This is a genomic window from Candidatus Amarolinea dominans (assembly GCF_016704685.1).
GTDB lineage: Bacteria > Chloroflexota > Anaerolineae > SSC4 > Amarolineaceae > Amarolinea > Amarolinea dominans.
The window spans coordinates 68302-94663 of sequence record NZ_JADIZS010000023.1 but is presented as its reverse complement, the minus strand read 5'-3'; the positions used below and the strand labels follow the sequence as shown (position 1 = coordinate 94663).

Genomic DNA, 26362 nt, shown 5'->3' with positions numbered 1-26362 from the left:
GAGATAGCGTTTGTGCCAATCGTTGTTCAATCTCACCCACTCTAACGCTATCTATCTCAACGATTTTTGACACTTTCTTCAACTCAACGAGCAACCTGAAGTATTTGGTTGCCTGGGCAAGCTCTCGTTTGTATGTCGTCCCGCCGTAAACGATCTTCCCGTTTCCAAGAACAATCCACTCGAGGACCGGTCTGAATTCAGCATGATGTTCAGATTTCTGGTCGAATACCGAAGCAAGGGAATTTGTCAATCACAATACACATATTACAGTCCCAGAATCCTCATTTGCTCACGAACAAAGAATTCCCGAAAATCGCTTGGTTGATCCTCTGAGTACTCTCCGTTTTTTTCTATCGGGATCGGAGTAACTTTGTTACCATCGCGGTTCCTGCTGAAGAATAGGATTTGCGAGTCTGGACAGGAATCGCCGTTGATGCTGCGATAATTCAACCGAAACCTGTCAATCAGATAGTCGCTATGGGTTTCAACATAAAACTGTTTTTTTTCAGAGACGACTAACCGGAAGATTACGTCGCCGAGAGCTGCTTGAGCTCTTGGATGCAAATGCACTTCTGGCTGTTGGATAGCGAATTTGCTGCCTTCTGGGCGCGCAAACATCTCGACGACAACTGGAAGTGCCTGTGAAACGCCGTAGCCAACGTTTACCAGGGCTATATGTAGGTTGCTCAACACCACTCTTAGTTCGAAGGGAGATGCTACCTCCTTGCCAAAACCCTTGATTTCCAGTTTTTCGAACAGACCACTTTCCAGGCCGAATCTCAATGAATTCTCGAAACTCAGTAGACCCCTTGCTCTTGAGCAATCTTCGAATCAGGTATGGGGTGTGTTCGCCCTCTGGAGTGAAGTCCAGTTTATATTCATCGTAGGTACGCTTAGGTTTGCTCCTTATAGGGGCCAACCAAGTCATGTTGTGAGTGATTCTTGGCATACGAATGCTGAATTGATGCTTGTCGTATTCTATGGCGCTTTCATCATGTATTTGTTGTATCAATTGGTCAACGAACATGAGGGCCATCCGCCGATTGAAGGAGTCCTGCCTTTGCAATTGCTTGAAATCCTTGTCCTCCGTCAGGGCCGATATCCATCTCTGGAAAACCCCCATAACGAATTCGGGAAGTAAACTCTCTTTCTCTACGTGCCGGAACTGGTAACGAATTCCCTTACCATTGAACTCGATTCTAGCTTCTCCCTGCCATCCAATGTAGTCGTATTGACAAATGAGAGGGTTGTTGTCTACTTCTTCGAAAGTCATTAATACTGCTTCATAGTATTGAGAGTATTGAGACCTGTTTTCATCGCTCGCCGAGTCAGGTACAATATATCCAACCCTAAAGCGCCCTCTTGTTCCAGAATGCGCACTGGCAATGTCCCTACAAACGGCCCAGGTTCACGACGTCGCTATTGAAATTTTGGCTGAACCAGGATTGGGGTGATCCAAGTAGAGAAATCAATGACAAGACGATGTCTTTCCGTGCTGTTTTCTCCGACGAGAAAATTGACGTTCGTGAGCGGAATCAGCGTATTTTGGAAACCCCGGAAATTGTCTAGATATAGCCAATTACTCACTGATGCTTTCCTCCTGCTTGCTCGACAAGGCACAGGAGTTGATCTGTGTGCTCACGCGGATTGACCGGTCCCAGTGTGTTGAACTCGCGTATGACTGTCTCTTTTCCCATTCTGCACAGAACTTTGCTCTGTGTGTGGTCACAGACCAGGCAAGTATAGCACAATTGCGCTGGTTTGCCAGAAAAAAACAGGCCGGAGTCTCATAGACTCCGACCTGTTCAGCAGGCGAGCGATTGAGATCGCGCCTGATGGGCGCAAACGCTACTGCCACTTCTCCAGCGCCGCTTTGACCGCCGCAGAAGGCGTCGGCCGTCCGCCGTCCAGGATGCGGTGGTCATAGCTGAAGCCCAAGGTGGTCATGGGCAGGGAAGGCCAGGTAGTCGCCCGCGCTGGCCTCCAGGGGACTACCCTTGCTCACCACCACCGGCCGCTTCTCGATCGCGCCGACGCCCAGGATGCCGGCCTGCCCATTGACGATGACCGGCGTCTGGAAGCGGCTGCCGGAGGTGCCATAGTTGGTCAGGGTGAAGGTGCCGCCCTGCATCTCATCCGCGCGCAGTTGATTCTTGCGCGCCCGCTCGGCCACATCGTTGACCGCACGCGCCACGCCGAGCAGGTTCAGATCGCCGGCATTCTTGATGACCGGTACGATCAGGCCGCCAACGCCATACGAGTCCGCGGGCAGGGCCACCGCCATGCCGATGTGGTAGGCGCGCTTGATGATCAGCCCGTCGTCGGTCCAGGTCGAGTTTGGCGGCCGGCACAGCCTTGAGTCCGGCCAGGATGGCCTGAATCAAATAGGCCGTGACCGTCAGGTTGACGCCCGCGGCCGCAAATTCGGCCTTGTGCGCCTTGCGGTGTTCGAGCACCGCGACCATGTTGACATCCCACATGGTGGTGACATGCGGAATGCTGAACGCGGCCTGCGTGGTGTTGCGGGCCACCAGTTGGCGCATGCGGTTGTGCGCCACGAACTCCTCGCCGGCCTGCAGTTTGGCTGGGCCGGGCGTCGGGGCGGCGGCCGGCTTGGGCGGCGCCGCCAGCGGTGGCGGTGAAGCAACCGGCGCTGCCTGCTGCTTTTGGGCCGCTGGCGCCGCCACCGGTGCGCTGGTCGGAGCCACGCGCGGCGGCACGACCACCGGCTTGCCCGCGCTGCGGCTGGCAATGGCGCTGAGAAGATCATACTTGGTCAGCGCGCTCAGCGGCCGTCCCAGGCCACCTCTGCGCAGGTTGATGCTGTTCTCCGCCGCCAGGCGCCGCACGGTGAGCGATGCCAGGTCGCGCAGATCGGCATCGGCGCTGACAGCCGTGGCTGCGGGATCGGCCCAGGCGCAGGCATTGGGGCGGAGCCAGCGCAGCCGCCGTTGCTTCTTGCGCCGCCTGCTGGGCCAGGACATCCTCTTTCGTGACGTGACCGCGCGGGCCTGAGCCTTCGACGCCGCTCAAGTCAACGCCCAATTGCTCAGCCATCCGTCGCGCCACGGGAGTGGCGGGGGGCGCCTCCGGCGCGGTTTCGGCCGCGGGCGCTGCAGAGGGCGCCACAGTTTCTGCCGACGCCGCGACCGCAGATTCCACCACGGCTTCGCCTGGCTGTCCCACAATCCCCAGCAGCGGATTGGCCGGCAGAATCTCGCCGTCGCTGTAGTTCAGTTGCAGGATGACGCCACCCACCGTGGCCGGAACCTCGGTATCCACCTTGTCGGTCGCCGCTTCCAGCAGAATATCGCCCGGCTGCACCGTGTCTCCCACCTTCACCAGCCAACGGGTGACGATGATGCCATCTACGCCTGACAGATTCTCAGGAAATCGCAGTTCTGTCGCCATTGCCTTACTCCTTGCGCCGCGGCGGACACGCCCAACATTTCCAGGATCATCGCCTTGATCTGGCGCTTACGCGGCAGCATCTCTTCTTCCAGCGTCATCGAGACCGGGATCGAGACCGGCGGCGCGCCCAGGCGCCGCGCCGGCGCTTTCAGCAATTCCGGCGCCTCTTCGTACATGCGCGCCACCAGTTCCGCGCCGATGCCGTTCATGGCATGCGACTCATGCACTGCCAGCAGGCGTCCGGTCCTGGCGACCGAATCGAGGACCGTCTCCATGTCCAACGGCACGATGCTGCGCAGGTCAACCACTTCGACCTCGATGCCGTACTGCTTGGAAAGCTCGGCCGCGGCTTCGAGGGCCTGCAGCACGCAGAAGCTGAAGGTCGCCACGGTGATATCGCGGCCGGGCCGTTTGACCTCAGCCTTGCCGATCGGCACGACATATTCCACGCCAGCCGCGGGCACGTCGCCCTTGGTGAAGTAGAGCAGCTTGTGTTCGAGGAAGACGACCGGGTTGTTATCACGGATGGACGCCAGCAGCAGGCCCCTGGGCGTCGTAAGGCGTGCATGGCGCCACCACCTTCAGCCCAGGATACTGCGCCAGCGTGCTTTCCACCGACTGACTGTGCTGTGAGCCATAGCGCTTGCCGCCGCCCTGCTGCCCGCGAATGACCATCGGCATCTTCCACCAGGCCGCCGTACATGTAGTGCATCTTGGCGGCCTGGTTCAGAATCTGATCCGCGCAGACCAGGAAAAGTCCATGTACATCAGTTCGCAGACCGGTCGCAAGCCGGCTATGGCGCCACGGCCATGCCAATGAAGGCCTGCTCGCTGATGGGGGTGTCCAGCAGGCGCTTGGGGCCGAATTCATCGAATAAGTTACGTGTGACGCGGAAGAGGCCGCCGTACTGCCCCACGTCTTCACCCATCAGGAAGACGTTGCTGTCACGCTGCATCTCTTCGCGTAAGGCTTCGTTGATCGCTTGAATATAAGTTGTTGTTCGCATCGCCATTTTTGGTATACTCCTTACGCCGCCTTCAGGGGCAAAGACGTTGGTGTGGGCTCGGATAGATCGGGCCACGGGCTTTTCTCGGCAAATTCCACGGCCGCCTTGACCTCTGCCTCCACCTCGTCGCGCACCTGCTGCATCTCAGCCTCGCTGACCCTGGTGCGACCAGCTTCTGCGTCAGCACCACCAATGGCTCATGCTGACGCTGATACTCGATCTCCTCAGGCGTGCGGTAGGTCTCCAAATCGCCCGCCATATGCCCTGACAGCCGATAGGTCAGACCTTCGATGAAGGTGGGGCCTTCGCCGGCCCGCGCCCGCGCCGCGGCCTGCGAGATCGCGGGTGGTAGACCACCTCGACATCGTTGCCGTCAATCTGCACGCTGGCCATGCCATAGGCGCGGGCAAACAGATAGAGTTCGGGCGGCGAGGCGGTGCGATAGGTCGGCGTCATTTCGGAGTAGCGGTTGTTCTCGCAGTAGAAGATGATCGGCAGCTTCCACTTGCTGGCGATGTTGAGTGTCTCGTGCATGACGCCCTGGAAGATGGCGCCTTCACCAAAGAAGGTGATGGCGACGCGGTCCTCGCCGCGCAGGTAACTGGCCAGAGCCAGGCCGGCCGCGTGCGGCACCTGTCCGCCCACGATGCCGTTGCCGCCATACAGGCCCAGGCTCGGCTCGATGAAGTGCATGGAGCCGCCCTTGCCACCGGCAAAGCCGGTGGCGCGGCCCAACACCTCGGCGATGGCGACCGTCGTCTTCATGCCGCGCGCCAGGGCGTGATGGTGGCCGCGATAGGTGTGAGTGATGTAGTCGTCAGGGCGCAGGGCCGCGGCCATGCCAACCCGCTGCCCCTCATGGCCAATGGCGGTGTGCATGGCGCCGCCAATCTTGCCTGAGACGGCCATCTCAAGCAGCGATTCCTCGGTTCGCCGGATGAGCACCAGGGTGTGGAACATCGCTTTCAGTTGCTCGGTGGGCAACTGGATGACCTCCAGCTTGGTGTCCGCCAGATGACCAAAGATTCGTGGTCAACGAATTGGACATAAACATTTCCTTCCCGTTCTGTGACATGGGTTCGTCGCGCATCGGGTGCGCGGTGATTCAAGTTTGACGGTTGATTGCCATCAGACGTAACTGGATCGGCAAACAAAAAAAAGACACAGGCGTCTATCATTTGCATCGAGTGCGTCAAGACGCCTGTGTCTTCACGACAATGATTCGAAGTTGGGGACTATTATACACACGCCGGGCCGGATGGCAAATGCACCTACCCGTTCGGGTAGGTAGGTAGCTACCCGGTGGCATGTTTGCATTGCCGTAGGTCCGACCTCCTGGTCGGACAACGTTGGACGCGAGAAGCAAGCTCTGCGCTCTCATGCCCGCGCTTGACGCGAGTCACGCGCCCGGCTATCATACACCGGTATGGCAAAAACCACGGACTCGCCTAACTCGCTGCTCATTCGGCCGGAGATTCGTCTGCGTCCGGTCGCGGACCTGACCATAGACCCGCGCGCCGACCTTGCCCTCTACCAATTGAAGCTCATGGCCGCGCACCTGCAACTGGTGACGGGGTTCGAAGAGCTTCTCGCGCTCGCCGTGATTCCCTTCCAGCCCTTCGATTACCAGATTCGCGCCGCACGCACCGCTTTGCGGCGTTTGCGCGGCCGCGGTCTGCTGGCCGACGAGGTGGGCCTGGGCAAGACGATCGAGGCCGGCCTGGTGCTGAAGGAATACCTGCTGCGCCAGATGGTGTCTCGGGTCCTGATCCTGACCCCGCCCGGTCTGGTGGAGCAGTGGCAGGAAGAACTGGCGGTCAAGTTCGATCTGACCGATTTTGTCACCAGCAACAGCCCGGAGTTTCGCAGCCTGGGGGCGGGCGCCTGGGAACGCTACCCCCGCGTCATCGCGTCGCTGGCCACCGCGCGCCGCGCCGAACATGCCAGCGCCATCACGGCCAAAGAATACGACCTGGTGATTGTGGACGAGGCCCATCATCTCAAGAACCGCTCATCGGCCTCCTGGCAGCTAGTCAACGCGCTGCAGAAGAAATACATCCTGCTGCTCACCGCGACCCCGGTGCAAAATCGGCTCACGGAGCTGCATAACCTGGTCACGGTGCTCAAGCCGGGCCAGCTCAAAAGCCCCAAGGAGTTCAGCCAGCAGTTTGTGGTGCGCGGCGATCCGCGCCTGCCCAGGAACCGTGCGCTGCTGCGCGATCTGCTGGCCGACGTGATGGTGCGCCACACCCGCAGCCAGATCAGCCTGAAGTTGCCGCCCCGCCGCGCCCACACCATTCGCTTCAAGCTGCATCCCGACGAACAGGCGCTCTACGATGGCATCGCGACCCTGGCCCGCCAGATGATCGCGGACCAGATCACGGCCGCGCACCGCTTCGGGGTGATGACCCTGTTGCGCGAGGCGGGCAGCAGCGCCGCCGCGACCATTTCCACCTTGCGCTCGCTGGCCGGCAGCGCGTCCCTGGCGCCCTACCGGGCCACACTGCTGCACCTGATCGCGCAGGCCGAAACCGTGGTCGCCGCGGCCAAGGCGGACGCCCTGCACAAGCTGTTGACCGCTCAGCTGGCTGACGGTCGCGGGGACAAGGTGATTATCTTTACTCAGTTCCGCGCCACGCAGGAGATGCTGGCTGAGCGCCTGCGCGGGGAGAACATGCCTTGCGTGGTCTACCACGGCGGCCTCAGCACGGCGCAAAAGAATGCGGCGATTCGCGAATTTCAGGACAACCAACCGATCTTGCTCTCGACCGAGGCGGCGGGCGAGGGGCGCAACCTGCAATTCTGCCGGGCGATGGTCAACTTCGATCTGCCCTGGAACCCGATGCGCATCGAGCAGCGGGTCGGTCGCATTCATCGCGTGGGGCAGGACCGCCCCGTGGACATCTTCAACCTGGCCGCCGAAGGCACCATCGAAGATTTCGTGTTGGATATCCTGGATCGCAAACTGAACATGTTCGAGCTGGTCATTGGCGAGATGGATATGATCCTGGGGCAGATGGGTGACGAGCGCGATTTCGAGGAGATCATCCTGGAGATTTGGGCGCAGGCGCGGTCACACCAGGACCTGCAGCAGGGTATGACGGGTCTGGGCGAGGACCTGGTGAAAGCGCGCGCGGCCTATCGGCACGCCCAGGAGTACGATGAAGCCTTGTTTGGAGAGGATTTCAACTCGGAATGAGTGATCAGAGCACGGCCGAGCACTTCGATCTGGCTCGCTTTGTGTTAGGTTATCTCGAACACGAAGGCAGCATTCTTGCCGCGCCCGCCTACGGCATGCATGAGGTGTTGTTGCCCGATGCACTGGCGGCGGGACTGCACGTCGAAGCCTATCTGAAACTGATCTTCGATGCCAGTGGAAACGCCGAAGCCCTGCGCGTTTCGGTGAACCATCCCCTGGTGGAGGCGATTGCCAGCCGTCTGTTGGGCGAAGTTGGCTACGCCCAGGTGGCAGTCAACCACGTGCGGTTGGAGAAGCGGGGCCTCTTCGACATGGCGGCCAAGTCCTGGGGCTTTCCCAACGCCCGCCTCAGCCCGCAGCGCGACGCGGCGGAGCAGGCCGCCCTGCATCACTATCTGCGCTTCAATTTCAAGGCCACCTTTCTCAGCGACGAGAAGCAGGAGCAGATTATTTCCGTGGTGCTCGATGTGCAGGGTGGGTATGCGGTGCGTGACGCCGAGCTGCTGGAGCGGCTGGTATCCTTCGAGACCGAGACGGCTTTTCCCCGTCTGGCGGTGGCGCAACCCCACTGGCAAGGCGCCGGCGACGCGCCGGCTCCTGCCACCTTGCGGGCGCTGCTTTCTCGTGCCACGGTCGCAGCCGAGGCTTCCCTGGCCGACCGGCTGGCGACCTTGCAGACGCGCACGCAGCGCTTTCTTGAGTTGGATCGGGCGCGCCTCGAAGACTACTACGATTCGTTGGAGCATGATCTGAAGCAGCGCCTGGCGCGGACGGAGACCACCGAGGTCGAGCGGCGCCGAAACGCCGAATCCAAGCTCGAAGCCCTGGCCGCAGAACGCAGCGCCAAGCTGGCCGACGCCCTGGCCCGCCACCAGATCCGGGTTGAGCTGGATCTCATCAACATGCTGCTCATCGTGCAACCCAAGGTGGTGCTGCCAGTGACCATCGCCAATCGCCGCGCGACGGTTACCCGCTTTGCCGTTTGGAACCCATTGGTGCATCGCCTGGAGCCATTGCTGTGCGATTATTGTGGCCAGCCAGGCGAGAACCTCCATCTCTGCACCGGCGGCCATCTCGCACATGACCACTGCCTGGCCCCTCGCTGCATCGAGTGCAATCGCACCTACTGCCAACTGTGTACCGATCAGATGCAGACTTGCGTGGTGTGTGGGCAGGCAGTCTGCCGCGCCAGCCTGCGCGTGTGCCCGGTGTGCGGACGTGGCGCCTGTGGAGAGCATCAGACGCTGTGCCACGCGGATGCCGGCCAGCCGGCGACGCTGAAAGGGACGCCTCCTCCTCCTCCTCCTCCGCCGCCGCCGCCTCCCCCGCCGCCCAAAGCGAGCGCCAAACCTGCGGCGTCAGGCCCCGTTGGGCAGAAGCGCCCCGCCGCCAAGCCGACGCGGCCAGCCGCGCCGGCCGTCCCTGTGCTCAAAGCGGTCGAGATCAACCTGGAGATCTACGAAGATACGCCGCGCATCGTGGCCTTCGTGATGCGCTCAACCAGTCGGGTGCTGGCGACCCGCGAGATCAGCCTGATGGAACGAGGCATTCTCATCCAGTGCCAATGTGAGAAATCGCCCTGCCCGGCCAACGGCTGGATACACCGTCCAGCGCTGGTCGCTGGGCTTCAACAGCAGATCGCGGACTTCCTGTCGGCGCTGCAGCATGAGTACTTTCTGCCATCGAAGCGCGTCAACTACTACTACCTGCGCGGCCAGCAGGTGACGAAACCTGCTGTGTTCATTCTGCCCTCGTGCTGGCGCGATGAGACGCTGCTCGCCCAGGCGCGCCAGGAATTCGACCGCAACCAACGGCTGCGCTGAGACCCGCGAACTCTTCGACATTCGGCTCTGATTCGTGTATAATAGGCGCCAACGCATCCGCCTCGGTGCGACGATTACATCGAACACTCAACCACAGCGGCGCCTTGTCGGGCGCCGGGGAGGCAGCAGTCATGCCCAGCGATTCCTATCAATCGGATTTCATCTACGGTCTCCATGATCCCGGCGGCGAATGGGTGATGGAGCAGGCCGGCGCTAAAGGCTGGATTCTCTTCACCGAAGCGATCGGCGCGGATCCCAACGACCGCGGCGGGCGCGACTACAGCGACTACGGCAACCGGGGCTTCGGCGTCATGGTGCGCTTGAACAACGGCTACGAGCCGGCCGGTACGATCCCGCGCTCGGATCGCTACAACGATTTTGCCCGTCGCTGCGCCAATTTCGTGCAGAACTCGCGTGGCTGCACGATCTGGATCATCGGCAACGAGATGAATCACCCGGTGGAACGGGCCGGCGGCGCGGGCGGCGAGGTCATCACACCGGAGTTGTATGCCCGCTGCTACCGCCAGTGTCGCGAGGCCATGCACCAGGTGCAGCCTCAGGCCCAGGTGCTGGTGGGCGGCGCGGCGCCCTGGAACCCTTCCACGACCTATCCCGGCAACCCCAACGGCGATTGGGTGCTCTACTTTGCCGACATCCTCAAGCTGATTGGCCCGACCAACTGCGACGGCTTTACCCTGCACGCCTACACGCACGGCGATGACCCCAACCTGATTGCCAGCGACGCAACGATGAACGCCCCCTTCCAAAATCGCCGCTACAACTTCCGGACGTACCAGGATTTTCTCAATGCCGTGCCTGCTTCCATGCGCAGCCTGCCCTGCTACATCACCGAAACGGACCAGGGCGACATTGCCTGGACCAATCGCAACACGACATGGGTGCAGCGCGCCTACGGCGAAATTGATTGGTGGAACCGGCAGCCCGGCAACCAGGTGATTCGCGCCCTGATCTTGTATCGCTGGCCGCAGGTGGCCGGCGACCGCTGGGGCATAGACGGCAAGCAGGGCGTCATCGAAGACTTCCGTGAGACGTTCAAGTGGCGCTACACCTGGCCCGATAAATTGCAGCAACGGCCGGAAATCCAGGCCCGCTTTGTGGAACACACCGTGCCCGCGGCACTGACCGCGGGCAGCGTCAGCAGCGTCAAGCTGCGCGTACGCAACGAGGGCAGTAAGACCTGGCCCAAAGCCGGCGCCAACCCGGTGCGCCTCGGCTACCATTGGCTGAACGCCAGCGGCGCCGAAGTCTCCTTCACCAACGGCGATCTGCGCACCGAACTGCCCAACGATGTGCCGGCGAATGGCGAAGTCACCTTTGCGGCCGCGAAATTGGCCGTGCCCACGCAAGCCGCCAAGTACACCCTGCGCTGGGACCTGGTGGAGGAAGGTGTTGCCTGGTTCCGGTCACGGGGCAGTCAGCCGCTGACCGTGGCGGTGGAGGTGAAGGCCGGCCAATCTGACCAGGCGCCGCCGGTCGAGCAGTTCTTCCCGGAGACCAAAAAGACGGTGCGTGGCCCCTTCCTGGATTGGTTCCGACGCTTTGGCCTCGATGTGGCCGGCTATCCCATCACCGATGAATACCGGGACACGCAGAGCGGACTGCAGACGCAGTATTTCCAGCGGGTGGCGCTGGAACTGCAACAGAACACCGTGCGCCTGCGCCTGGCCGGCGTCCAGGCCCTGGAGGCGCAGCAGCAGATCGGGCAGTTGCAGGCGCGCATCAAGCAACTGGAAGAACAGATCAAGCGGAACGGCGGCGTGGGCGTCCGCATTCCGCAACCGACCATCCAGGACATCGCCAACAGCCTGCCACGTGATGCCAGCGCGCTGATTCAGCGGCCGCAGAGTGACATTCAGTACCTGGTGGTCAATCACACGGCCGTGCGGCCGGAGATCGGCGCAGACCGCGTGGCCGAGGCGCAGCGCAAACGTTGGCCGGCCATCGTCCATCAGTATTTCATCACGGTGGACGGCGCGATTCAGCAAACCAACCCGCTGACCGAGGTCGTGTCGCGCGCCGAGTCCTACATCTACAACGCAGTCAACATTGCCATTGCCGGCAATTTTACCGACGTGGCGCCCAATGAGGCGCAACTGAATGCCGCGGCCGCGTTGATGGCCTGGCTGCTGCAGGAACTCAAGCTGCCCGTGGAGGCGATCAAGGGGGTCAGCGAGTTCATCGTCACCGGGTCGCCGGGCCGCCAATGGCTGAGCGGACAGAATTACAAACAGACCCTGCTGACCAGGATTCAGGCCATCAAGCCGGAGGGTGACGGCGCATCGCCCATCCCCAGCGCGGAACTGGAGGCGCTGCGCAACCAGGTCAAGGAACTGAACCTTCAACTGGCGACGCGGCAGGCGCAGCTCGATGGCCTCAATCGCCAGGTGACGGATCTGTCCGGCCAGATCAAGGCGCGGCAAGACCAGGTGGATGCCTTGACGCGCCAGGTGCAGGAGCTGGCCGGCCAGATCAAGGCGCGGCAGGACCAGGTGGATGCCTTGACGCGCCAGGTGCAGGAGAAGGATGGCCTGGTTGATGAACTGAACGGCCAGATCATCAGCCTGCAGATGGAAACGGACGACCTGCGCGCCCAACTGGAGGCGGCGTTGGCGGCCGGCGGCGGCCCGCATGGCCCTGGCCTGCTGCCCGCGCCCATCATCAGGGACGTGATCGCGCAGTTGCCGCGCAAAGAGGGTTTCAAGTCACGCGATCTGGCCCAGGTCAAGCTGGTGGTCATCAATCACACGGCGGTAGACCCGTCGGTGACGGCGGAACGGATTGCGCAGGCGCACATGGGCCGTTGGCCCGGCATCACCTACCATTATTACATTCAGGCCGATGGCGCCATTCTGCAGACCGGGCGCCTGACCGAAAGCGTGGACGACCTGCAGGCGTGGCTGTTCACCGGCGTGCAGGTCTGCTTTGCCGGCAACTTCAAAGTCGTGACGCCCACCGATGCGCAGCTCGACGCCGGCGCGCGGCTGTGCGCCTGGCTCCTGCAGCAGTTCAAGCTGCCGATCGAGGCGCTCAAGGGCGTGAGCGAATTCGTCGCGACCGCGTCCCCCGGCGCGCAGTGGCTGCAGGGCGCCGTGTACAAGAACACCCTGGTGGCCAAGGTCAAGGCGGTGCAGGCCAGCGCCCCGCCCGACGGCGGCGGCGCGGACACGGCCGCGCTGCGCGGCCAGATCGAGCGCCTGAAGCAGGACCTGGCCGCTACGCAAACGTCGCTCAACACCGCGCAGACCACGCTCAACACCACGCAAGCGACGCTCGACACCACGCAGGCGCAGTTGACCGCGGCGCAGCAGAACGCGGCGCGCCTGCAAACCGCGCTGACGCAGTCCCAGGCGCAGGCGCAGACGTTGCAGGGCCAGGTGACGACCCTGCAAGGTCAGGTTGGCCCTCTGCAACAGGACAAAACCGCTCTGCAGAAGCAGGTTGGCGGCTTGCAGCAGGACAAGACTACGTTGCAACAGCAGGCTGGCGTGCTGCAGCAGGACAAGACCACTCTGCAGAAGCAGGTTGGCACGTTGCAGCAGGACAAGACCACGTTGCAGAAGCAGGTTGGCGGCTTGCAGCAGGACAAGACCACGTTGCAACAGCAGGTGGGCGCGTTGCAGAAGCAAATTCAGGACCTGCTGGCTGGCGGTGGGGGCACGCCCAAGCCGGTTGGCGTCGAGAAGCCGCAGTTCGAAGTTCTTGCGGACAAGCTGCCTTTGAGCACGACGCCCGGCAATGTCTACGGTAAGCGTCAGAAGTCGGCCATCACGCACATCGTGGTGCATCACACGGCCGCGCCGGCCGAGGTAGGACCGGACCGCCTGGCAGCCTATCACGTCAACAGCCGGAGCTGGCCGGGCATTGGCTATCATTTCTTCGTGGGTGCGGATGGCACGCTCTATCAGACGAACCACCTGGAGACCGTTTCCTATCAAACCGGCGGCCAGAACAACCACAGCATGGGCATTGTCTTTGCCGGCAACTTCACCGACGTGCCACCGACGCCGATTCAGATCGAGCGCGGCGCGCATCTGATCGCCTGGCTGGCGCAGGATCTGAAGGTGCCCAACAGTCAGATCATGGGGCACAAGGAAATGCCCGAACAGCAGACCGCCTGCCCCGGCAATCAATGGACGGGCGGCCAGCAGTGGAAGAAGCTGTTGTTCCAGCGCATCCAAAGCCTGCAAAGCGGCGAGAGTGAGGCGCCGGCCAAGTTCATCCGCCATTACCTCCTGCTGTGGTGGCGCAGCCCGACCATGTGGGCCGAGCCAGATTACCAGGGCGCGGCGAAGTACATTGCACGCTTCGAACCGACCGTCGGTTTCTCACCGGATGAGGCCAAGCTGGCCGACTATGTCACCATCATCGGCGGGCCGGGCGGCACACCGGGTGATGTGGACGACAAGCTGCGAGCCGCGGGCGTCAAGGTGGAGCGCATCGCCGGCGCCGATTTCACCGATACCAAGCGCCAACTCGACAGCCTGGCCGAGAGCGGACGCCGCTTTCGCAGCTTCGATGTGGGGGATGTGGGGTAAGAGGAGTGCCGAATCCTTCGTATCACGTGTCGCTGTCTGTCTTTGCCGGTCCGCTCGATCTGCTGCTGCATCTGATCGAGCGTGATGAACTGGATATCACGGCTGTTTCGTTGGCCCAGGTCACCGGACAGTACCTGGAATATCTGACTCAGATGCAGTCGGCCCTGGATGAGGCGCAGGGCGATGCGCTGGCCGATTTTCTGGTGGTGGCCGCCAAGCTGCTGTGGATCAAGTCACGGGCCTTGCTGCCCAAACCGCCGGCGCCTGAACGAGATGAGGAAGATCCGGCGGAGATGCTGGCCCAACAGTTGCGCGAGTACCGACGCTTCAAGTTGGCTGCACAGGCGTTGCGTCAGCGCGAAGAAGCGCACCAGCCGATGTATGCGCGTGCTGCGCTGGCGCCGGTGCTGCTGCGGCCGCCGGGGCCAGGCGCATGAAACCTGGCGGCGCTGCTCAAGGCGGTGCAGCGGGCGCTCGTCAGCCTGCCGCCCACCCAGCCGGCGGGCACAATCGTCACGCCGCTGCTATTCACCGTGCATGACAAGATCACTCTGATTCTGGCACGCCTGGACGCGCTCACCCCGGCTTCGCACGGCATCACCTTCGGCGAACTGCTGGAGACCGCCAACTCCGCGGTGGAAATCGTCATCACCCTGCTGGCCGTGCTGGAATTGATGAAACGACGCCAGGTGCGCGTCGAACAAGAGAGCTTGTTTGGGCAAATTACGATCAGATTTGCCACAGACCCCCTGCCGGCGCTATAATGCGGCTATCTTCAGCAAAGGAGGGTGTGCCCGGCGAATCAACGCCATGTTAGACCCAACGTAGGAAAGAGAGCGCATGGACTGCACGACGCCCGACAGCGCGCAGTTGACGAGGAAGAGGTTCTCCTCCGCGAGGAGGAGCTAACCAGGCGCACAGCGCCTGGGAAAATCGAAAGATCAGCGGATGCCTCCAGAGCCTGACCACGGCTCTGCGGCCAGGTTTCTACATTAAGGAAGTACTTCTTGAAGAAGTACCCCTTTTCACCACGAAACCGGCCAGGATTCTTTCCTCCTGTAATCCATCGCGTACCCACACAAACTCCGGCGGCGACGGCGGCCACAAATGGGAAGCGCAGTGGCAAATCCGGCTCGCCAGGGCCATCGCGCCCTGGGCGGGTCAACGCACGTTATGCACGCTGCGTTTTCGGAGAAAGCGCATTGCATTCAGGAGGACTCTCACCATGTGTGGAATTGTTGGCTATGTAGGGTCGCGCGCGGCCACCCCGATCGTCATCGAGGGGCTGAAGCGGCTGGAGTATCGCGGGTATGATTCGGCCGGCCTGGCCGTCCTGACAGACGGTCACATTGAAATTCGTCGCGAAGTCGGTAAGTTGAGCGGCCTGATCGAGATGCTGCACACGCAGCCGGCCGATGGCTGTGTGGCGCTGGGGCATACGCGTTGGGCCACGCACGGCAAGCCCAGCCGCCGCAACGCCCATCCGCATCCCAACCGCAACGGCGACATCGTCGTCGTGCAAAATGGCATCGTGGAAAACTTCCGCGAACTGCGCGCCGAGCTGGAGAGCGAAGGGGTCGAATTCCGCTCTGACACCGACACCGAGGTCATCGTTCATCTCATCAGCCTCTATTACCAGGATGGCCGCGATCTGGCCGAGGCCACGCGCCTCGCGCTTACGCACCTGCGCGGGCCGAGCGCGCTGGTCGTTCTCAGCAGCCGTGAGCCAGACCGGCTGATCACCGCCCGCCTGGGCAACGCCGGCGGCGTCAGCATCGGTTATGGCGAGGGCGAGATGTTCATCGCCTCCGATATGACGGCCATCCTGGAGCACACGCAGCGCATCGCCTTTCTCGAACCGCGGCAAATGGCGGTGGTGACGCAGCACGACGCGCACTTCTTCGACCTGGACGGCGTCCCGTTGACCGTGCAGGTTCACAGAATGGCCTGGGACCCCGTGTCCGCGGCCAAAGGCGAGTATCGCCACTTCATGCAGAAGGAGATCTACGAGCAGGCCCAAACGCTGACCGATACGATCCGCGGCCGCGTAGACTTTAGCACGGGTGATGTGGAACTGCACCAGGTGACGCTCACTGCCGCGCGCGCGCAGGCGCTCTCGCAGATCATCACCGTTGCCTGCGGCACGTCGTACTTTGCCGGCCTGGTCGGCCAGTTCATGTTCGAGGAACTGGCAAACCTGCCGGTGCGAGTGGACTACGGCTCAGAGTTCCGTTATCGCAACCCGGTGATGGATGACAAGACGCTCTTCGTTGCCATCACGCAGTCGGGCGAGACGGTTGACACGCTGGCCGCCCTGGAGGAAGCGCGCAATAAGGGCGCACACCTGGCCTCCATCGTCAACGTGATTGGCAGCCAGGCCGCGCGCCTGGCCGACAGCCTGATTACCATGCAGGTAGGGCCGGAGATCGGCGTCGCTTCGACCAAGGCGTTCACGGCATCGCTGGTGGATCAGTATCTGCTGGCCATTCACCTGGGCACCCTGCGCGGCGCACTGGGCGCCCGCCGCCGCCGCCAACTGCTGGATGACCTGGCGCGCCTGCCTGCGCTGGTCAGCCGCGTGCTCGACGTGGCGCAGCAACCTCATTACGAGCAGTTGGCGCAGCGCTTTCATGACTTCAATAATTTCCTTTTCCTGGGCCGCGGCATCAACTATCCGATCGCCCTGGAAGGCGCGCTCAAGCTCAAGGAGATCAGCTACATCCACGCGGAGGGCTACCCGGCCGGCGAGATGAAGCACGGGCCGATTGCCCTGATTGACGAGCGCATGCCGGTGGTGACGATTGCCGTGCAGGATCGAGTGTATGACAAGATGGTCAGCCAGATCGAGCAGGTCAAGGCGCGCAATGGCATTGTCATCGCCGTGGCGACCGAGGGCGATGAGTTCATCAGGACCAAGGCGGACTATGTGCTCTATGTCCCGCCGACCCCGCCGCTGTTGGCGCCGATCCTCAGCGTGATCCCCTTGCAGTTGCTGGCCTATCATATGGCCGTCTGGCGCGGCTGTGACGTGGATCAACCGCGCAATCTCGCGAAGAGCGTAACGGTGGAGTAAAGCAGTCACCAGAAAGGACAAATATGGGCAGTTTCAGTGGTTTTTGGCGCACTCTCAAGGTGCTGTGGACGTGGGGCGATCAACTGGCGCCCTTTTTCGAGGCATTACCGCGCAACCTGGCCGTCGCCGGCGATGCCATGGTCATCGGTGGTGAGGGCGCGCTGCGCGCGGGCCAGGCCTTCAACGGCGCCGCGGCGACCAGCGTGCAGCAGATGCTCGAGGCAGTGGCAGCGGCCGTGGCCAGTTGCAACCGCGAACTTGACGCGGTGGCCGGGCAACTGGAGTCGGCCGGCAATTTCCTCAACCAAGTCGCCATCCCGGTCATCGAACCAACCACGACCAAGATTCTGGGCATTGACGTGGTGACGGGCCTCAAACCGACGACCATGCGCCCCTTTGGCTCGGTGGATCATGAACTGGAAGCGGCGGCCGGCAGCCTACGCAACGCAGGCCAGGCGCTCGACACCAGTGCCACCCATCTGCGCAGTCTGCGCAGCGCCCTGCAAGGCGCGGGTCAGGACCTCGATCACCTGGGCCGGGCGCTGCAGGACAGCGGGCAGGCGTTGCAGCGGAGCGGAGACTAGCATTCAGCACTTTCTTTTCGTCGGTACGTTTGGGCTGCGGCCGAAGGGGACGATGAGCCGCCGCGCGCTGCCGTGGGCGCAGGCATTGGCGCGGCAGGGACATACCGTCACCCTGCTGGCCCCGCCGTGGGACTGGCCGGCCGATGCCGGACGCCGCGCATGGGTTGGCGGCGTCGAGATCGTGCAGGTGCGCGTGGACGGCGGCCCGCTGGCGATTCTGATCCGCTTGCTGCTGGCGATCTGGCAACGCCGACCGACGGTGCTGGTTGCCTGCAAGCCAAAGGGTTACAGCGGCCTGGTGCTCTGGTGCCTGTGGTGGTGGCGACGGTTGGGCGGCTGGCGCGGGCAGTTGTGGCTCGACATGGACGATTGGGAAACCGGCTGGAATGAGCGTCTGGCCTACCCGCGGCCGCTGGCGCGCTTCTTCGCCTGGCAGGAGCCGTGGTGCCTGGCGCACGCCGATCGCGTCACCGCGGCCAGCCGTTGGCTGACCGCCTACGCAACCGCCGCTCGCCGGCAATCCCCCCGTTCTCCGGACTGCCGAACTCGTTCGGCTTCTGCGCCGGCTCAATCGGACCGCCGAATTCATTCGGCGCCCGCCCCCATCGTGCATCTGCCCAATGGCATGGATCGCGCCGCCCTCACCGGCGACCTGACCGTCGCGCCACATGGCCCGCCGACCGCCCTCCTGTACACCCGTTTCGTGGAAGTGACGCCGGCCCGCATCGTGCGCGTGTGGGCGCAGGTGGTCCATCAGGTGCCGTCCGCGCGCCTGATCGTGATTGGCGACGTCGGATTTCGCCGGCTCAATGGCCCCGGGCTGACAGGGTTCTCAAGCCATTCGGGCTAAAGCCTCCATTCCAGATGTCTTCAGCGACCACGTTTGGAATTTCCGGGCGTTTCGAGCGCCCCTTGACCCTTTCCCCGGCCGCGGCCCTGCAAGCCCTTGCGACCGCCGCCGGGCTGGCGAGTTCGATCGTCGTGTTGGGCTGGACGCCGGCCGCCGCGCTGCCCGGCATCTTTGCCGCCGCGGACGTGGCCTGGGCGCCCGCGGCCGACACCGCCATCAACCGGGCGCGCTGCTCCGTCAAACTGGTGGAGATGCTGGCGGCCGGTCTGCCCCTGGTGGCCGATGACGTCGGCGAGGCCTCCACCTACGTGACCCCTGGCGTCAACGGCCTGTTGATCTCGCCCGCTGCGGACGCGCTGACGGCACAGGCGCTTTGCCAGCTCCTGACCGATCGCCCGCTTGCCCGCAGCCTGGGACTGGCCGCGGCAAGGCGCGTGGCTGGCAGCTTTCTTTGGGACACGCTGATCGAAAGGCTTTTGAGAGCAGAGATTAGAGATCAGAGATCAGAGATCGGGTACGTGGAAGGCGGATGATCTCCGGTCTCCGGTCTCTGGCTCCGGCTGCTCTGGTGACTCACCAACGTCTTTCGCTGGCGGCCGCATGGCTGGCCGTCATTGCCTGGGCTGCGCTGATCTTTGGGTTTTCGGCGCAGTCCACGCTGCCGGACCTGACGCACGGCCTGCCTGATCTGCAGGACATTGCCGGGCACCTGGCCGCGTACGCCGGATTGGCCTTTTGGCTGGCGCTGGCCCTGCGTCGCACGCCTGGGGTGCGCCATCCCTGGCGTTGGGCCTTTGCTCTCGCGGTGCTGTACGGCCTGTCGGACGAGTTCCATCAGTCCTTCGTACCCAACCGTCACCCCGACCTGTTCGATGTCGCGACCGACATGGTCGGCGCGGCGCTGGCGCTGTGGCTCTGGCGTCGCCGGTTGCGCACCAGGGCGGCGCAGCCCGATGTCATGCCTAACCCTGCGGAATGATCAACCCTGGGGCATAGCCCACGAAGGTGGGCTTCGCAATCGTAGCAGCGACTTGCAGTCGCCGGGCCTGTGGTCTCAGGACCACATCCAATTTACGAATCAATGAGGACTTATGCTTCACAAACTGCGCGAACCGGTCAACGGTCTGACCCACCTGGGCGCCGCGCTGGTGGCGGCCGTCGGTCTCGGCGTCCTGGTCTACCTTGCACGGGACAATGCGGCGAAAGCCGCCTTTCTCAGCCTGTACGGGTTGACCCTGATTTTGATGTTCTCTGCCAGCGCGGCCTATCACATGGCCCAGGTCAGCCCCAGGGCGCTTCTCTTCTTGCGCAAACTGGATCATTCTGCCATCTACCTGCTCATCGCGGGAACCTACACACCCATCTGCCTGTACTTCTTCACCGGCTTCTGGCGCGGCGGTATGCTGGCGATCATCTGGTCGCTGGCCCTCATCGGCATTGTTGTCAAGATCTTCGTCATCCATGCGCCCCGTTGGCTGACGGCGGGCATCTACCTGCTGATGGGGTGGCTTTCCATCGCCGCCATCCGCCAGATTCTGGCCGCGCTTCCCGCCGGCGGCCTGTTCTGGCTCGTGTTGGGCGGGCTGTTCTTCACGGTTGGCGCCGTGATCTATGTGCTCAAGAAGCCTGACCCCTGGCCCGGCGTCTTCGGGTTCCACGAGATCTGGCACATCTTCGTCATTCTGGGCGCGTTCAGCCATTTCGTGCTGATGGCGGCCTATGTCGCGCCGTGAAGCGGGCTGAGCAAAAAACGTTGGACTGTCTGTCAAACTCGGCTATTCCCTCACCACGAAGCGCACCTTCTGCACACCCTCGGCCATCTGCAGCGCGAACTGGGCCGAAGTCCCGCTCTGGGCCGCTTCGTTGAATTTGACTTCGAAGTCCGTGACGCCCTGCTCTCCCACCGCATCTATCGCGATCTTCTCCAGTTCGTCAGGGGGGAAGTCTCTGAGTTTCTTCTGGATCATGCTGCTGAGACCACTGACGGCTATCACTCGCTTCGAAGTCTCCCGCTCTTCCTTCTGACTGCCTTTCTGGCTTCCCTTCTGGCTGCCCGCATCCTGCCCCCAGGGAATATCTACTTCGCATTTCGGTAATTCCCCGCCCCTATGGCTCTTGAGTTCTCTGGAGTAGCGGATGCTGTCGCCTTCGCCTGAATGATTCAGGCCAAAGTGCAGCGCCTCTGGTTTCTGGTGAATATCCACGGTCTTGACATCTCCGGCAAACAGGCAGAGAAGCACGCTGGGTGACAATCGTTCCATTCTGAGCATCGGCAGCTTGTTTTCGATACTGAGCTGCAGGCCGTCTTTGGTCCCTGCGATCAGGTACAAGGTCTCGTTCTCGTTGACATTCACGAGCCAGCGGCTGTCTGCCACGATCGGGCTTACCGCAACCGAGGAACCCGTGGCGAGGCCGAACCGCAGGGCGAGCAGACTGGCGTCGCCGTGATTCATGGCTTCCTGCAATGCCCGATCGGAAGCGATGCTCGCTTTGACCGGACTGGGGGGAGACAGCGTCTCGTGCTCGTAATTTTCATGCGGCACGGCCTCGTCGTAGCCATCCACCTGCAGGTCAGGCCAGCCAGAGACGACCTCAGAACGGAGCAGAAAGCCGGTCACAATGGCGTGCGGTTTGGCGAGCGCATGCTGATCGTGGGCAGCGTCGCGCTCGTGGTCTGACGGCAGCACGCGACCGACACTGAAGGCGCCGTCGTGCAGGCAGCGAATCCACTCTGGATCAATCCAGAAAAAGCGCAGCGATTCCTGGGGCAGCATGCGTTCGCTGGGCGCCAGATAGTTGAAGGGCACACCCCGAAGCAGAGCCAGGCCCTCGAACCAGCGCCGCACATCAACGGGAAGATCAGTCGCGACGGGCTGACCGACGATCGGCAGGTGTTCCAACGCCTTCATCGCCTGCTGCCTCTCCTGCGCGTGCCGGTGCCGCCGCTTCCAGTCCAGCAAGCTGACGGCGACCTTCTCGTTCTGCAACGTAAGCAGGCGACCCAGTTCCCAAGCGGCTGCGTAGGAGACATCGAACATGGCGTTGGCGGGGTTGTAGCGCACCAGTTGATCGGCGCTGCGGGCGCAGAGGCTGCCCTCGGAGGCCTCCACGCGTCCGGGAGCCAGCGGGCCTCGGTACCACGACACGGAACGATTGCCCTGGCGCATCTCGTGGGGCAGCGCCACGTAGCCCTGTTCGGCGTATGGCCTGGCGGCATCGAGCTTGTCCGCGGGGAGACGCAGCGTACTTGGAGAGCGGCCCAGCCCATTGAGCAGGCCCTTGAAGCTGTGCTCCTCGGCCAGGCAGGTGAAGCGCCAGCTTTGCAGGCTGACAAGGCGGACAAAAGCTGGCGCCTGCGTCGGCGAAGCCGCCCTCCACCTCTCCACCAACGACCAGATGTCGCTCTTTTCCTGGCCCTCTTCTTCGTACAACCCCTCCAGGGACACCAGGTGCACAACACTCATGTGACCGGCTCTGGGCAAGCGGTTGGCGAGTAATGTGGCCACTTGGTCTCCGACCAGCGTGCCCAGATCGTCGGTGGGCTGGCGCACGTGACCCAAGAGTCGCACGTCTTCCAGCGACGGCAGGATCGCCTGGAGCAGGTCTCCCGCGACGTCAATAACGGCCACCGGATCGCCTTCCTGCTGTCCGGATTCGTGGGTGAACAGCGGCGAAAGCAGCCCATCGGGCGTGCTGGCCTGGGCGCCCGGCGCGAGGGTCCAAGTGTCTCCATCCCCGTGCAACGTGCAGGCCTTAGGCCCTGAAACCTTGCCCGGTGTGAGTTCTGCTTCGGTGATCCCCTGATTCTCAGCACTCATCTGTTTCTCGACCAACTCGTCCTGGTCGAACAGAAGCAGCGCCAACCATGGGGTCTTGAGCTTCGGCGAGTCTGCCAGTTCCTTTTCCGTCTCGCTGCGGTTCTCGGCTCGCGTTTCCAGCGCCTGCCTCTCCGCTGGGGTGAGTGGGTTCGAAACTCGCTCCCAAGGCAGGGTGCTGCGGTTGAAGTTGATATGGGGCAGGACGTTGGAGTGCTCGCCGAGGCTGCCGGCCGGTGGGAAGACCGCCCGGATCACCTGCGGCTCCACGGTGAAGCGCGGTCCCAGCACAGAAAATTGCCGTGTCTGCGAGGCGAATTCCTCGTGTACAAGGACGGTCGGCTGCTTCCCAGCGGCGCTGTCCTGGCCGGCGGGCGCCGCGGGCGGCGGTTTCGTCGCTACAATTGATTGCGTGACTGTAATCTCGTAATCGCCGCTCGGCAGTGCCGGCCGATGATTCTCGATGAACTCGATCTTGCCGGTTGGTTTCGTTGGTTTGCTATCTTCAGACATAGGTGAAAATCCTCACACCATCTCGATTTGGGGCGCATCGAGCGCATATTGATCGGCCGGTTGGCCAAAGATAACCGTCTCACCGCCAAGGCCCAGTTCTCTGAGGAGACGCTGGCGCACTTGCCAGGGCTGCTCCCTGTGCGCGCTGCCTGCATCTGTTTCTGTCGTCTTCTGGATCGTTTCGTTGACTTTCCGCCAGCCCGCCTGCTCGTCGGCCCTGAACATGGGGATCGACTGCCACTGGTAGGCGTCCGCAATGCGGTCGGTGTCGTATTGCAGCTCCCCGCGCTCCACCGGCAGCGTCACTGAGGGATGGAGGAGCACAGCCGGCAGCACCTCAAGCCCACCCAGCACGCCAGGCACAAGCTGCCGCTCCGGGTTGACCTCCGGCTTCCTGAGAAATTCCTCTCCCGGACCCTCGAACCGCGGCTCATCCCACAGGGCCGACGGCACTTTCTTGAAAACCGGCTCGCAGCGGAAGAAGACCTCAGCGCCCGCATTGCCGTCACGTGTCATCCTGATCGTGTGAACGGTGGTCAACTCTCCGGGGTTGACGCCCATGGGAGCAATGCCAAAATCGGTGGCGACCTCGTATGCTTTGGCTGCACCCTGGCCCCCGGGATCTGAAAATCTGGTCCCACGAACGAGTGGCATCTCACCCCGGTTTGCTTGCTTGATTGGGATCACTGAGTCGGTCACCAGGGAAAACTCCCTGGCGTTGATGACCCAGCGGTCCCCGCTCGCGCGAATCAGCCCCCGCTTCACCGACACCCCGCAGATCGCGTGAGGGTCCGTCTTCGCCGGGACGGGCGTGGCTGCCGTGTCGGCCGCTTTTCCCTTGTCGTCGGCAGGCGGCGCTATCTGCGGCAGGAATGCCGTGCTGAATTTCTCCCAGGTGATCGGCCGCAACTGCGGCTTTCCGGCGCCGAAGGTGACATCCAGCGCGTGGCTGATCCCCAACACCTTGAGATAAATCCGCGCCTCCCCGGCAAACTCCGGCCCCCAGATGTGCATGTCCCCACCCACGTTCAGCGAGAAGCTCGTGGAGTAGAAGAGCAGATGCGCCGAAATGGCGATGTTCAGGTCGAGTTTGACCGCAGCATCGTAATGGTAGGGCTGCCAGGTGATGAGGAAATCGGCGGCGATGTGCAGGTCGGCGCTAAAATCAACTCCGGCGATGCCAATGTCGAAACCGCCCTGGATCGAGGCGTCGAGCTTGCCGCCAGCCATGAAGGCGTGAGCGGTGAGCGCGTAATAGAGCTGACCTTTGAGACTCAGGTTTGCTTTTTCGATAAACCAGTTGAGGGCGAGGGGCGCCACGATCGGATAGTGGTCGGGCTTGTGGAAGTCTGGGTGGTAGCCGCCCACCGTGTAAACGAAGTCGCCGGCATGCTCGCCGCCGAACCAGGCGTAGTAGGCGAATCCGCCGGTCAGATGGCAGTCGGGGCTGAAGACATACGACCCCGGGACCAGGCTGGCGCTAAGCCCCACAACGCCCTCGTCCGCGGGAATTTCGCCTCCCAGTTCATGTAGATTTCCGCCAGCAGGGAGCCAGGCTTGCCGCCAGCCTTCTGGGCCGGAATCTGCAGGTGCGACACACCCACCAGGTCGAACTGGTTGTGCTCGCCAAATTGGGCGATGATCAGGCCGAAGGAATCAATCAGCTCGAAGGACGTGAACTTGACCCCCACGGCGAGGAAAGATCCCGCCCAGCTCCGGCGGGACGTATGCTGCCAGCGCCGCCAGTTCAGCGGCCAAATCGGTCTTGGCCCCCGCCGCTCCTTTTGCGGCCGGCCCCGCAATCGCCTTGGTTACCAGCGGATAGGTGTGGATCTGTTCGACTGGCGGCACGATCGCCCGCCGGTTGTAGCCGAAACCGGCCGCCAGACCGGTCACAAAGAAGAACGGCGGCCCCCCCAGCGGGTACTCCAGCAAGGCGTAGACAAAGAGCGAGGATTCACCCCGGTATTTGAAGAACGAGCCGATGGCCGACAGCGACAGTTGCTCTGTCTTGAGAACGGCCTGGCCGGGCATAGGCGGTGTAGCTCTCGCCTGTGTCCGGATCCTGCATTTCCTGCTGCAAAAATGCGCCGCCCAGTTCCACCCCGCCACCCTTGTAATCAAGCCCGATGCCGCTGAGGTGGAAGTGGGGGTCGAATTTGGTGAGCGGCGTGTCAACGCCTAGCCCCTGCAGGGAGACGGTGAACCCGGCAGCCGTCAGACCGCCGTCCAGAAAGATAAAGAGCTTCCCTTCCTTGTTCTCCTCCTTGTATTTGAGACCGACACGTTCGATGTGGATGGGGCCGAAGTTCTTTTGGATATTCACCCACTTCGTATCGTCGGCCGTGACCGCAACCCCGGGCGTCACCGCAACCGCCTGTTCAGCACCTGCCACCGCGGGCGTCTTGATCGCGGGAGGTGTGGGATCATGATCAAAGGCTGCCTGGCCTTCTGCCGGACTCGGATTTGCTTTGATGGGCAGATTCAGGGTCACGGTTTGGCCGTCCAGGAGCAGCACGGTGGCTACCGCCACGGCTTCCACGGCATGGCTCGGCACGTTGACGCCGCCGCTGGTGTTCAGTCGGCTGATGATTGCCACATCCGCTTCGCCGAACGATTCCGTCGGCACCAGAATCTGAAGATCCAGCTTGAGCGACTTGGGCGGGCCGCCGGAACCCATCAGCGGCAGATTGGGCAACTGCACATTGGAGAGATCCAGGCCGGCCTCGAGGCTCAGGCCGATTAACCACTTCGAGGACTCGCCTGCCCGTTTTCTTCCACTGCTTGGCGAGGAAGGCGCCGCGGGTTTTGATGTCCGGCACAGTCCTTGTAGCCGCTTGGCGCCAGATCGCGCATGCTGGGCGGATCGCCGGCCGTGCTGCGGTAGGCGGCCAACAGCGTGCTTACCTCAACCTGCCCCTGATCGGCCAGCATCATCTTCTCGTCGGCGAAGACCACATCGAATTCGTGCGTCGTGTCCCCTGTGCTGAATGTGATGACCCCGCTGAACCGCTTCTGCGCCAGGCCGTTGCTGTCGTGCGCAATATCAACTGCGACCTCGATGGCCACCGGCGTATCTTGAATATCAAAGTCCGCCTCCCCCTTGAACGTGAAGTCCTTGGTCGCCGAGTTGAAGGCAACGTGGAGATTCTTGAAGACCAGGCTTTCGAGAGCAGCGGGGTGATCCGCCGCGACGCCAAACTTCTTGCCCAGATCGCTGAGGAGCTCGCCGATCGCTATCTCCTGGCCTGGCCCTGTGCTGCCTTCAAACTGCCAACCCTGATCGTAGAGGGCGGCCAGATAGACATGGACCCCAGCGATCTGCAAACTGGCGGCAAGCCCCCCAGAATAGGACTCCCCGCCCTGGATACGGAATTGCAGGTTGCCGACATCAAACCCTTTGACGATTGTCCAACTTTCCGGGACATCAAATTGGAGGGCCAGGTGCTTGCGGCGATAGTTGTATTCCAGGCGCAGATCTTCGACCGTCAACTTCTCCAACGCGCTGCTTGGCCCGACCATTTTCTCCAA

The 26362-nt window shown here is 62.5% G+C and carries 20 protein-coding genes and 3 pseudogenes; 10 read left to right on the top strand and 13 right to left on the bottom strand.

All coding sequences use genetic code 11. From position 1 onward, the window contains the following. Positions 1-264: 264 nt before the first annotated feature. The 8 genes and pseudogenes from IPF85_RS16435 to IPF85_RS16400 all read right to left on the bottom strand — a co-directional run bounded on the left by IPF85_RS16435 (position 265) and on the right by IPF85_RS16400 (position 5402). On the bottom strand, positions 265-783 hold the full coding sequence (locus IPF85_RS16435; RefSeq protein WP_343409158.1) for an AAA family ATPase: 519 nt from the start codon (positions 781-783) through the stop codon (positions 265-267). A 1138-nt stretch (positions 784-1921) separates the two neighbouring features. Beyond that, complete coding sequence (locus IPF85_RS16430) at positions 1922-2284, bottom strand: 2-oxo acid dehydrogenase subunit E2 (RefSeq protein ID WP_343409157.1); 363 nt, start codon at positions 2282-2284, stop codon at positions 1922-1924. Between the two features lie 67 nt (positions 2285-2351). Then, positions 2352-2558 (bottom strand): annotated as a pseudogene (locus tag IPF85_RS16425) (2-oxo acid dehydrogenase subunit E2); the annotation flags it as partial. 208 nt (positions 2559-2766) lie between these two features. Beyond that, entirely contained in the window at positions 2767-3411 is a 645-nt protein-coding gene (locus IPF85_RS16420; protein WP_343409156.1) for an E3 binding domain-containing protein, read from the bottom strand. Beyond that, positions 3369-3848, bottom strand: a complete 480-nt coding sequence (locus IPF85_RS16415) for a transketolase C-terminal domain-containing protein (RefSeq protein WP_343409155.1) — start codon at positions 3846-3848, stop codon at positions 3369-3371. The genes IPF85_RS16420 and IPF85_RS16415 overlap by 43 nt, the downstream gene beginning before the upstream one ends. 82 nt (positions 3849-3930) lie before the next feature. Continuing rightward, positions 3931-4086, bottom strand: a complete 156-nt coding sequence (locus IPF85_RS16410) for a hypothetical protein (RefSeq protein WP_343409154.1) — start codon at positions 4084-4086, stop codon at positions 3931-3933. Positions 4087-4205: 119 nt separating this feature from the next. Next, a complete protein-coding gene (locus IPF85_RS16405) occupies positions 4206-4424 on the bottom strand; it encodes a hypothetical protein (RefSeq protein ID WP_343409153.1) in 219 nt (72 codons plus the stop codon). A 273-nt stretch (positions 4425-4697) separates the two neighbouring features. After that, entirely contained in the window at positions 4698-5402 is a 705-nt protein-coding gene (locus IPF85_RS16400) for a thiamine pyrophosphate-dependent dehydrogenase E1 component subunit alpha (protein WP_343409152.1), read from the bottom strand. 442 nt (positions 5403-5844) lie between these two features. Between IPF85_RS16400 and IPF85_RS16395 the strand changes: the two genes are divergently transcribed. The 10 genes and pseudogenes from IPF85_RS16395 (at position 5845) to IPF85_RS16350 (ending at position 20236) form a co-directional block, all read left to right on the top strand. After that, positions 5845-7617 (top strand): SNF2-related protein, encoded by a 1773-nt coding sequence (locus IPF85_RS16395; protein ID WP_343409151.1) that lies wholly within the window; start codon positions 5845-5847, stop codon positions 7615-7617. Then, positions 7614-9440 (top strand): hypothetical protein, encoded by a 1827-nt coding sequence (locus IPF85_RS16390; RefSeq protein ID WP_343409150.1) that lies wholly within the window; start codon positions 7614-7616, stop codon positions 9438-9440. Before IPF85_RS16395 ends, IPF85_RS16390 begins: the two co-directional genes overlap by 4 nt. A 131-nt stretch (positions 9441-9571) precedes the next feature. After that, positions 9572-13996, top strand: coding sequence for an N-acetylmuramoyl-L-alanine amidase (locus tag IPF85_RS16385; protein ID WP_343409149.1), 4425 nt, complete (start codon positions 9572-9574; stop codon positions 13994-13996). Positions 13997-14001: 5 nt separating this feature from the next. Next, positions 14002-14760: pseudogene (locus IPF85_RS16380) on the top strand (segregation/condensation protein A). A 461-nt stretch (positions 14761-15221) separates the two neighbouring features. After that, positions 15222-17069 carry a glutamine--fructose-6-phosphate transaminase (isomerizing) gene (gene glmS, locus IPF85_RS16375; protein ID WP_343409148.1) on the top strand — a complete coding sequence of 616 codons (1848 nt, stop codon included), beginning with the start codon at positions 15222-15224 and terminating at the stop codon, positions 17067-17069. Between the two features lie 23 nt (positions 17070-17092). Further along, positions 17093-17653: a hypothetical protein gene (locus tag IPF85_RS16370; RefSeq protein ID WP_343409147.1), complete on the top strand. Its 561-nt coding sequence runs from the start codon at positions 17093-17095 to the stop codon at positions 17651-17653. A gap of 52 nt (positions 17654-17705) precedes the next feature. Next, on the top strand, positions 17706-18503 hold the full coding sequence (locus IPF85_RS16365) for a glycosyltransferase (protein WP_343409146.1): 798 nt from the start codon (positions 17706-17708) through the stop codon (positions 18501-18503). Positions 18504-18565: 62 nt separating this feature from the next. Continuing rightward, the gene (locus tag IPF85_RS16360) at positions 18566-19036 is read left to right on the top strand and encodes a glycosyltransferase (RefSeq protein ID WP_343409145.1); all 471 of its coding nucleotides are present in this window, start codon (positions 18566-18568) and stop codon (positions 19034-19036) included. A 35-nt stretch (positions 19037-19071) separates the two neighbouring features. Then, positions 19072-19482: a VanZ family protein gene (locus tag IPF85_RS16355; RefSeq protein WP_343409144.1), complete on the top strand. Its 411-nt coding sequence runs from the start codon at positions 19072-19074 to the stop codon at positions 19480-19482. Between the two features lie 112 nt (positions 19483-19594). Next, positions 19595-20236 carry a hemolysin III family protein gene (locus tag IPF85_RS16350; protein ID WP_343409143.1) on the top strand — a complete coding sequence of 214 codons (642 nt, stop codon included), beginning with the start codon at positions 19595-19597 and terminating at the stop codon, positions 20234-20236. A 42-nt stretch (positions 20237-20278) separates the two neighbouring features. On the opposite strand, the gene IPF85_RS16345 is transcribed toward IPF85_RS16350, so the two are convergent. From IPF85_RS16345 to IPF85_RS16325, 5 genes and pseudogenes are all read right to left on the bottom strand, one after another. Then, positions 20279-22831, bottom strand: coding sequence for a hypothetical protein (locus IPF85_RS16345; RefSeq protein WP_343409142.1), 2553 nt, complete (start codon positions 22829-22831; stop codon positions 20279-20281). 12 nt (positions 22832-22843) lie between these two features. Next, positions 22844-24522: pseudogene (locus IPF85_RS16340) on the bottom strand (DUF6603 domain-containing protein). Beyond that, positions 24488-24865 (bottom strand): DUF6603 domain-containing protein, encoded by a 378-nt coding sequence (locus IPF85_RS16335; RefSeq protein ID WP_343409141.1) that lies wholly within the window; start codon positions 24863-24865, stop codon positions 24488-24490. Before IPF85_RS16335 ends, IPF85_RS16340 begins: the two are co-directional and overlap by 35 nt. Next, complete coding sequence (locus IPF85_RS16330; protein WP_343409140.1) at positions 24789-25535, bottom strand: DUF6603 domain-containing protein; 747 nt, start codon at positions 25533-25535, stop codon at positions 24789-24791. The genes IPF85_RS16335 and IPF85_RS16330 overlap by 77 nt, the downstream gene beginning before the upstream one ends. 38 nt (positions 25536-25573) lie before the next feature. Further along, the gene (locus tag IPF85_RS16325) at positions 25574-26323 is read right to left on the bottom strand and encodes a hypothetical protein (protein WP_343409139.1); all 750 of its coding nucleotides are present in this window, start codon (positions 26321-26323) and stop codon (positions 25574-25576) included. Positions 26324-26362: the final 39 nt, after the last annotated feature.

Excerpts from the sequence above, each read along its gene's own strand:
- IPF85_RS16430 (WP_343409157.1), bottom strand. The coding sequence starts at position 2,284 with ATGGCGGTGGCCCTGCCCGCGGACTCGTATGGCGTTGGCGGCCTGATC.
- IPF85_RS16420 (WP_343409156.1), bottom strand. The coding sequence starts at position 3,411 with ATGGCGACAGAACTGCGATTTCCTGAGAATCTGTCAGGCGTAGATGGC.
- IPF85_RS16410 (WP_343409154.1), bottom strand. The coding sequence starts at position 4,086 with ATGGTCATTCGCGGGCAGCAGGGCGGCGGCAAGCGCTATGGCTCACAG.
- IPF85_RS16405 (WP_343409153.1), bottom strand. The coding sequence starts at position 4,424 with ATGGCGATGCGAACAACAACTTATATTCAAGCGATCAACGAAGCCTTA.
- IPF85_RS16395 (WP_343409151.1), top strand. The coding sequence starts at position 5,845 with ATGGCAAAAACCACGGACTCGCCTAACTCGCTGCTCATTCGGCCGGAG.
- IPF85_RS16390 (WP_343409150.1), top strand. The coding sequence starts at position 7,614 with ATGAGTGATCAGAGCACGGCCGAGCACTTCGATCTGGCTCGCTTTGTG.
- IPF85_RS16385 (WP_343409149.1), top strand. The coding sequence starts at position 9,572 with ATGCCCAGCGATTCCTATCAATCGGATTTCATCTACGGTCTCCATGAT.
- glmS (WP_343409148.1), top strand. The coding sequence starts at position 15,222 with ATGTGTGGAATTGTTGGCTATGTAGGGTCGCGCGCGGCCACCCCGATC.
- IPF85_RS16370 (WP_343409147.1), top strand. The coding sequence starts at position 17,093 with ATGGGCAGTTTCAGTGGTTTTTGGCGCACTCTCAAGGTGCTGTGGACG.
- IPF85_RS16365 (WP_343409146.1), top strand. The coding sequence starts at position 17,706 with ATGAGCCGCCGCGCGCTGCCGTGGGCGCAGGCATTGGCGCGGCAGGGA.
- IPF85_RS16350 (WP_343409143.1), top strand. The coding sequence starts at position 19,595 with ATGCTTCACAAACTGCGCGAACCGGTCAACGGTCTGACCCACCTGGGC.
- IPF85_RS16345 (WP_343409142.1), bottom strand. The coding sequence starts at position 22,831 with ATGTCTGAAGATAGCAAACCAACGAAACCAACCGGCAAGATCGAGTTC.
- IPF85_RS16335 (WP_343409141.1), bottom strand. The coding sequence starts at position 24,865 with ATGCCCGGCCAGGCCGTTCTCAAGACAGAGCAACTGTCGCTGTCGGCC.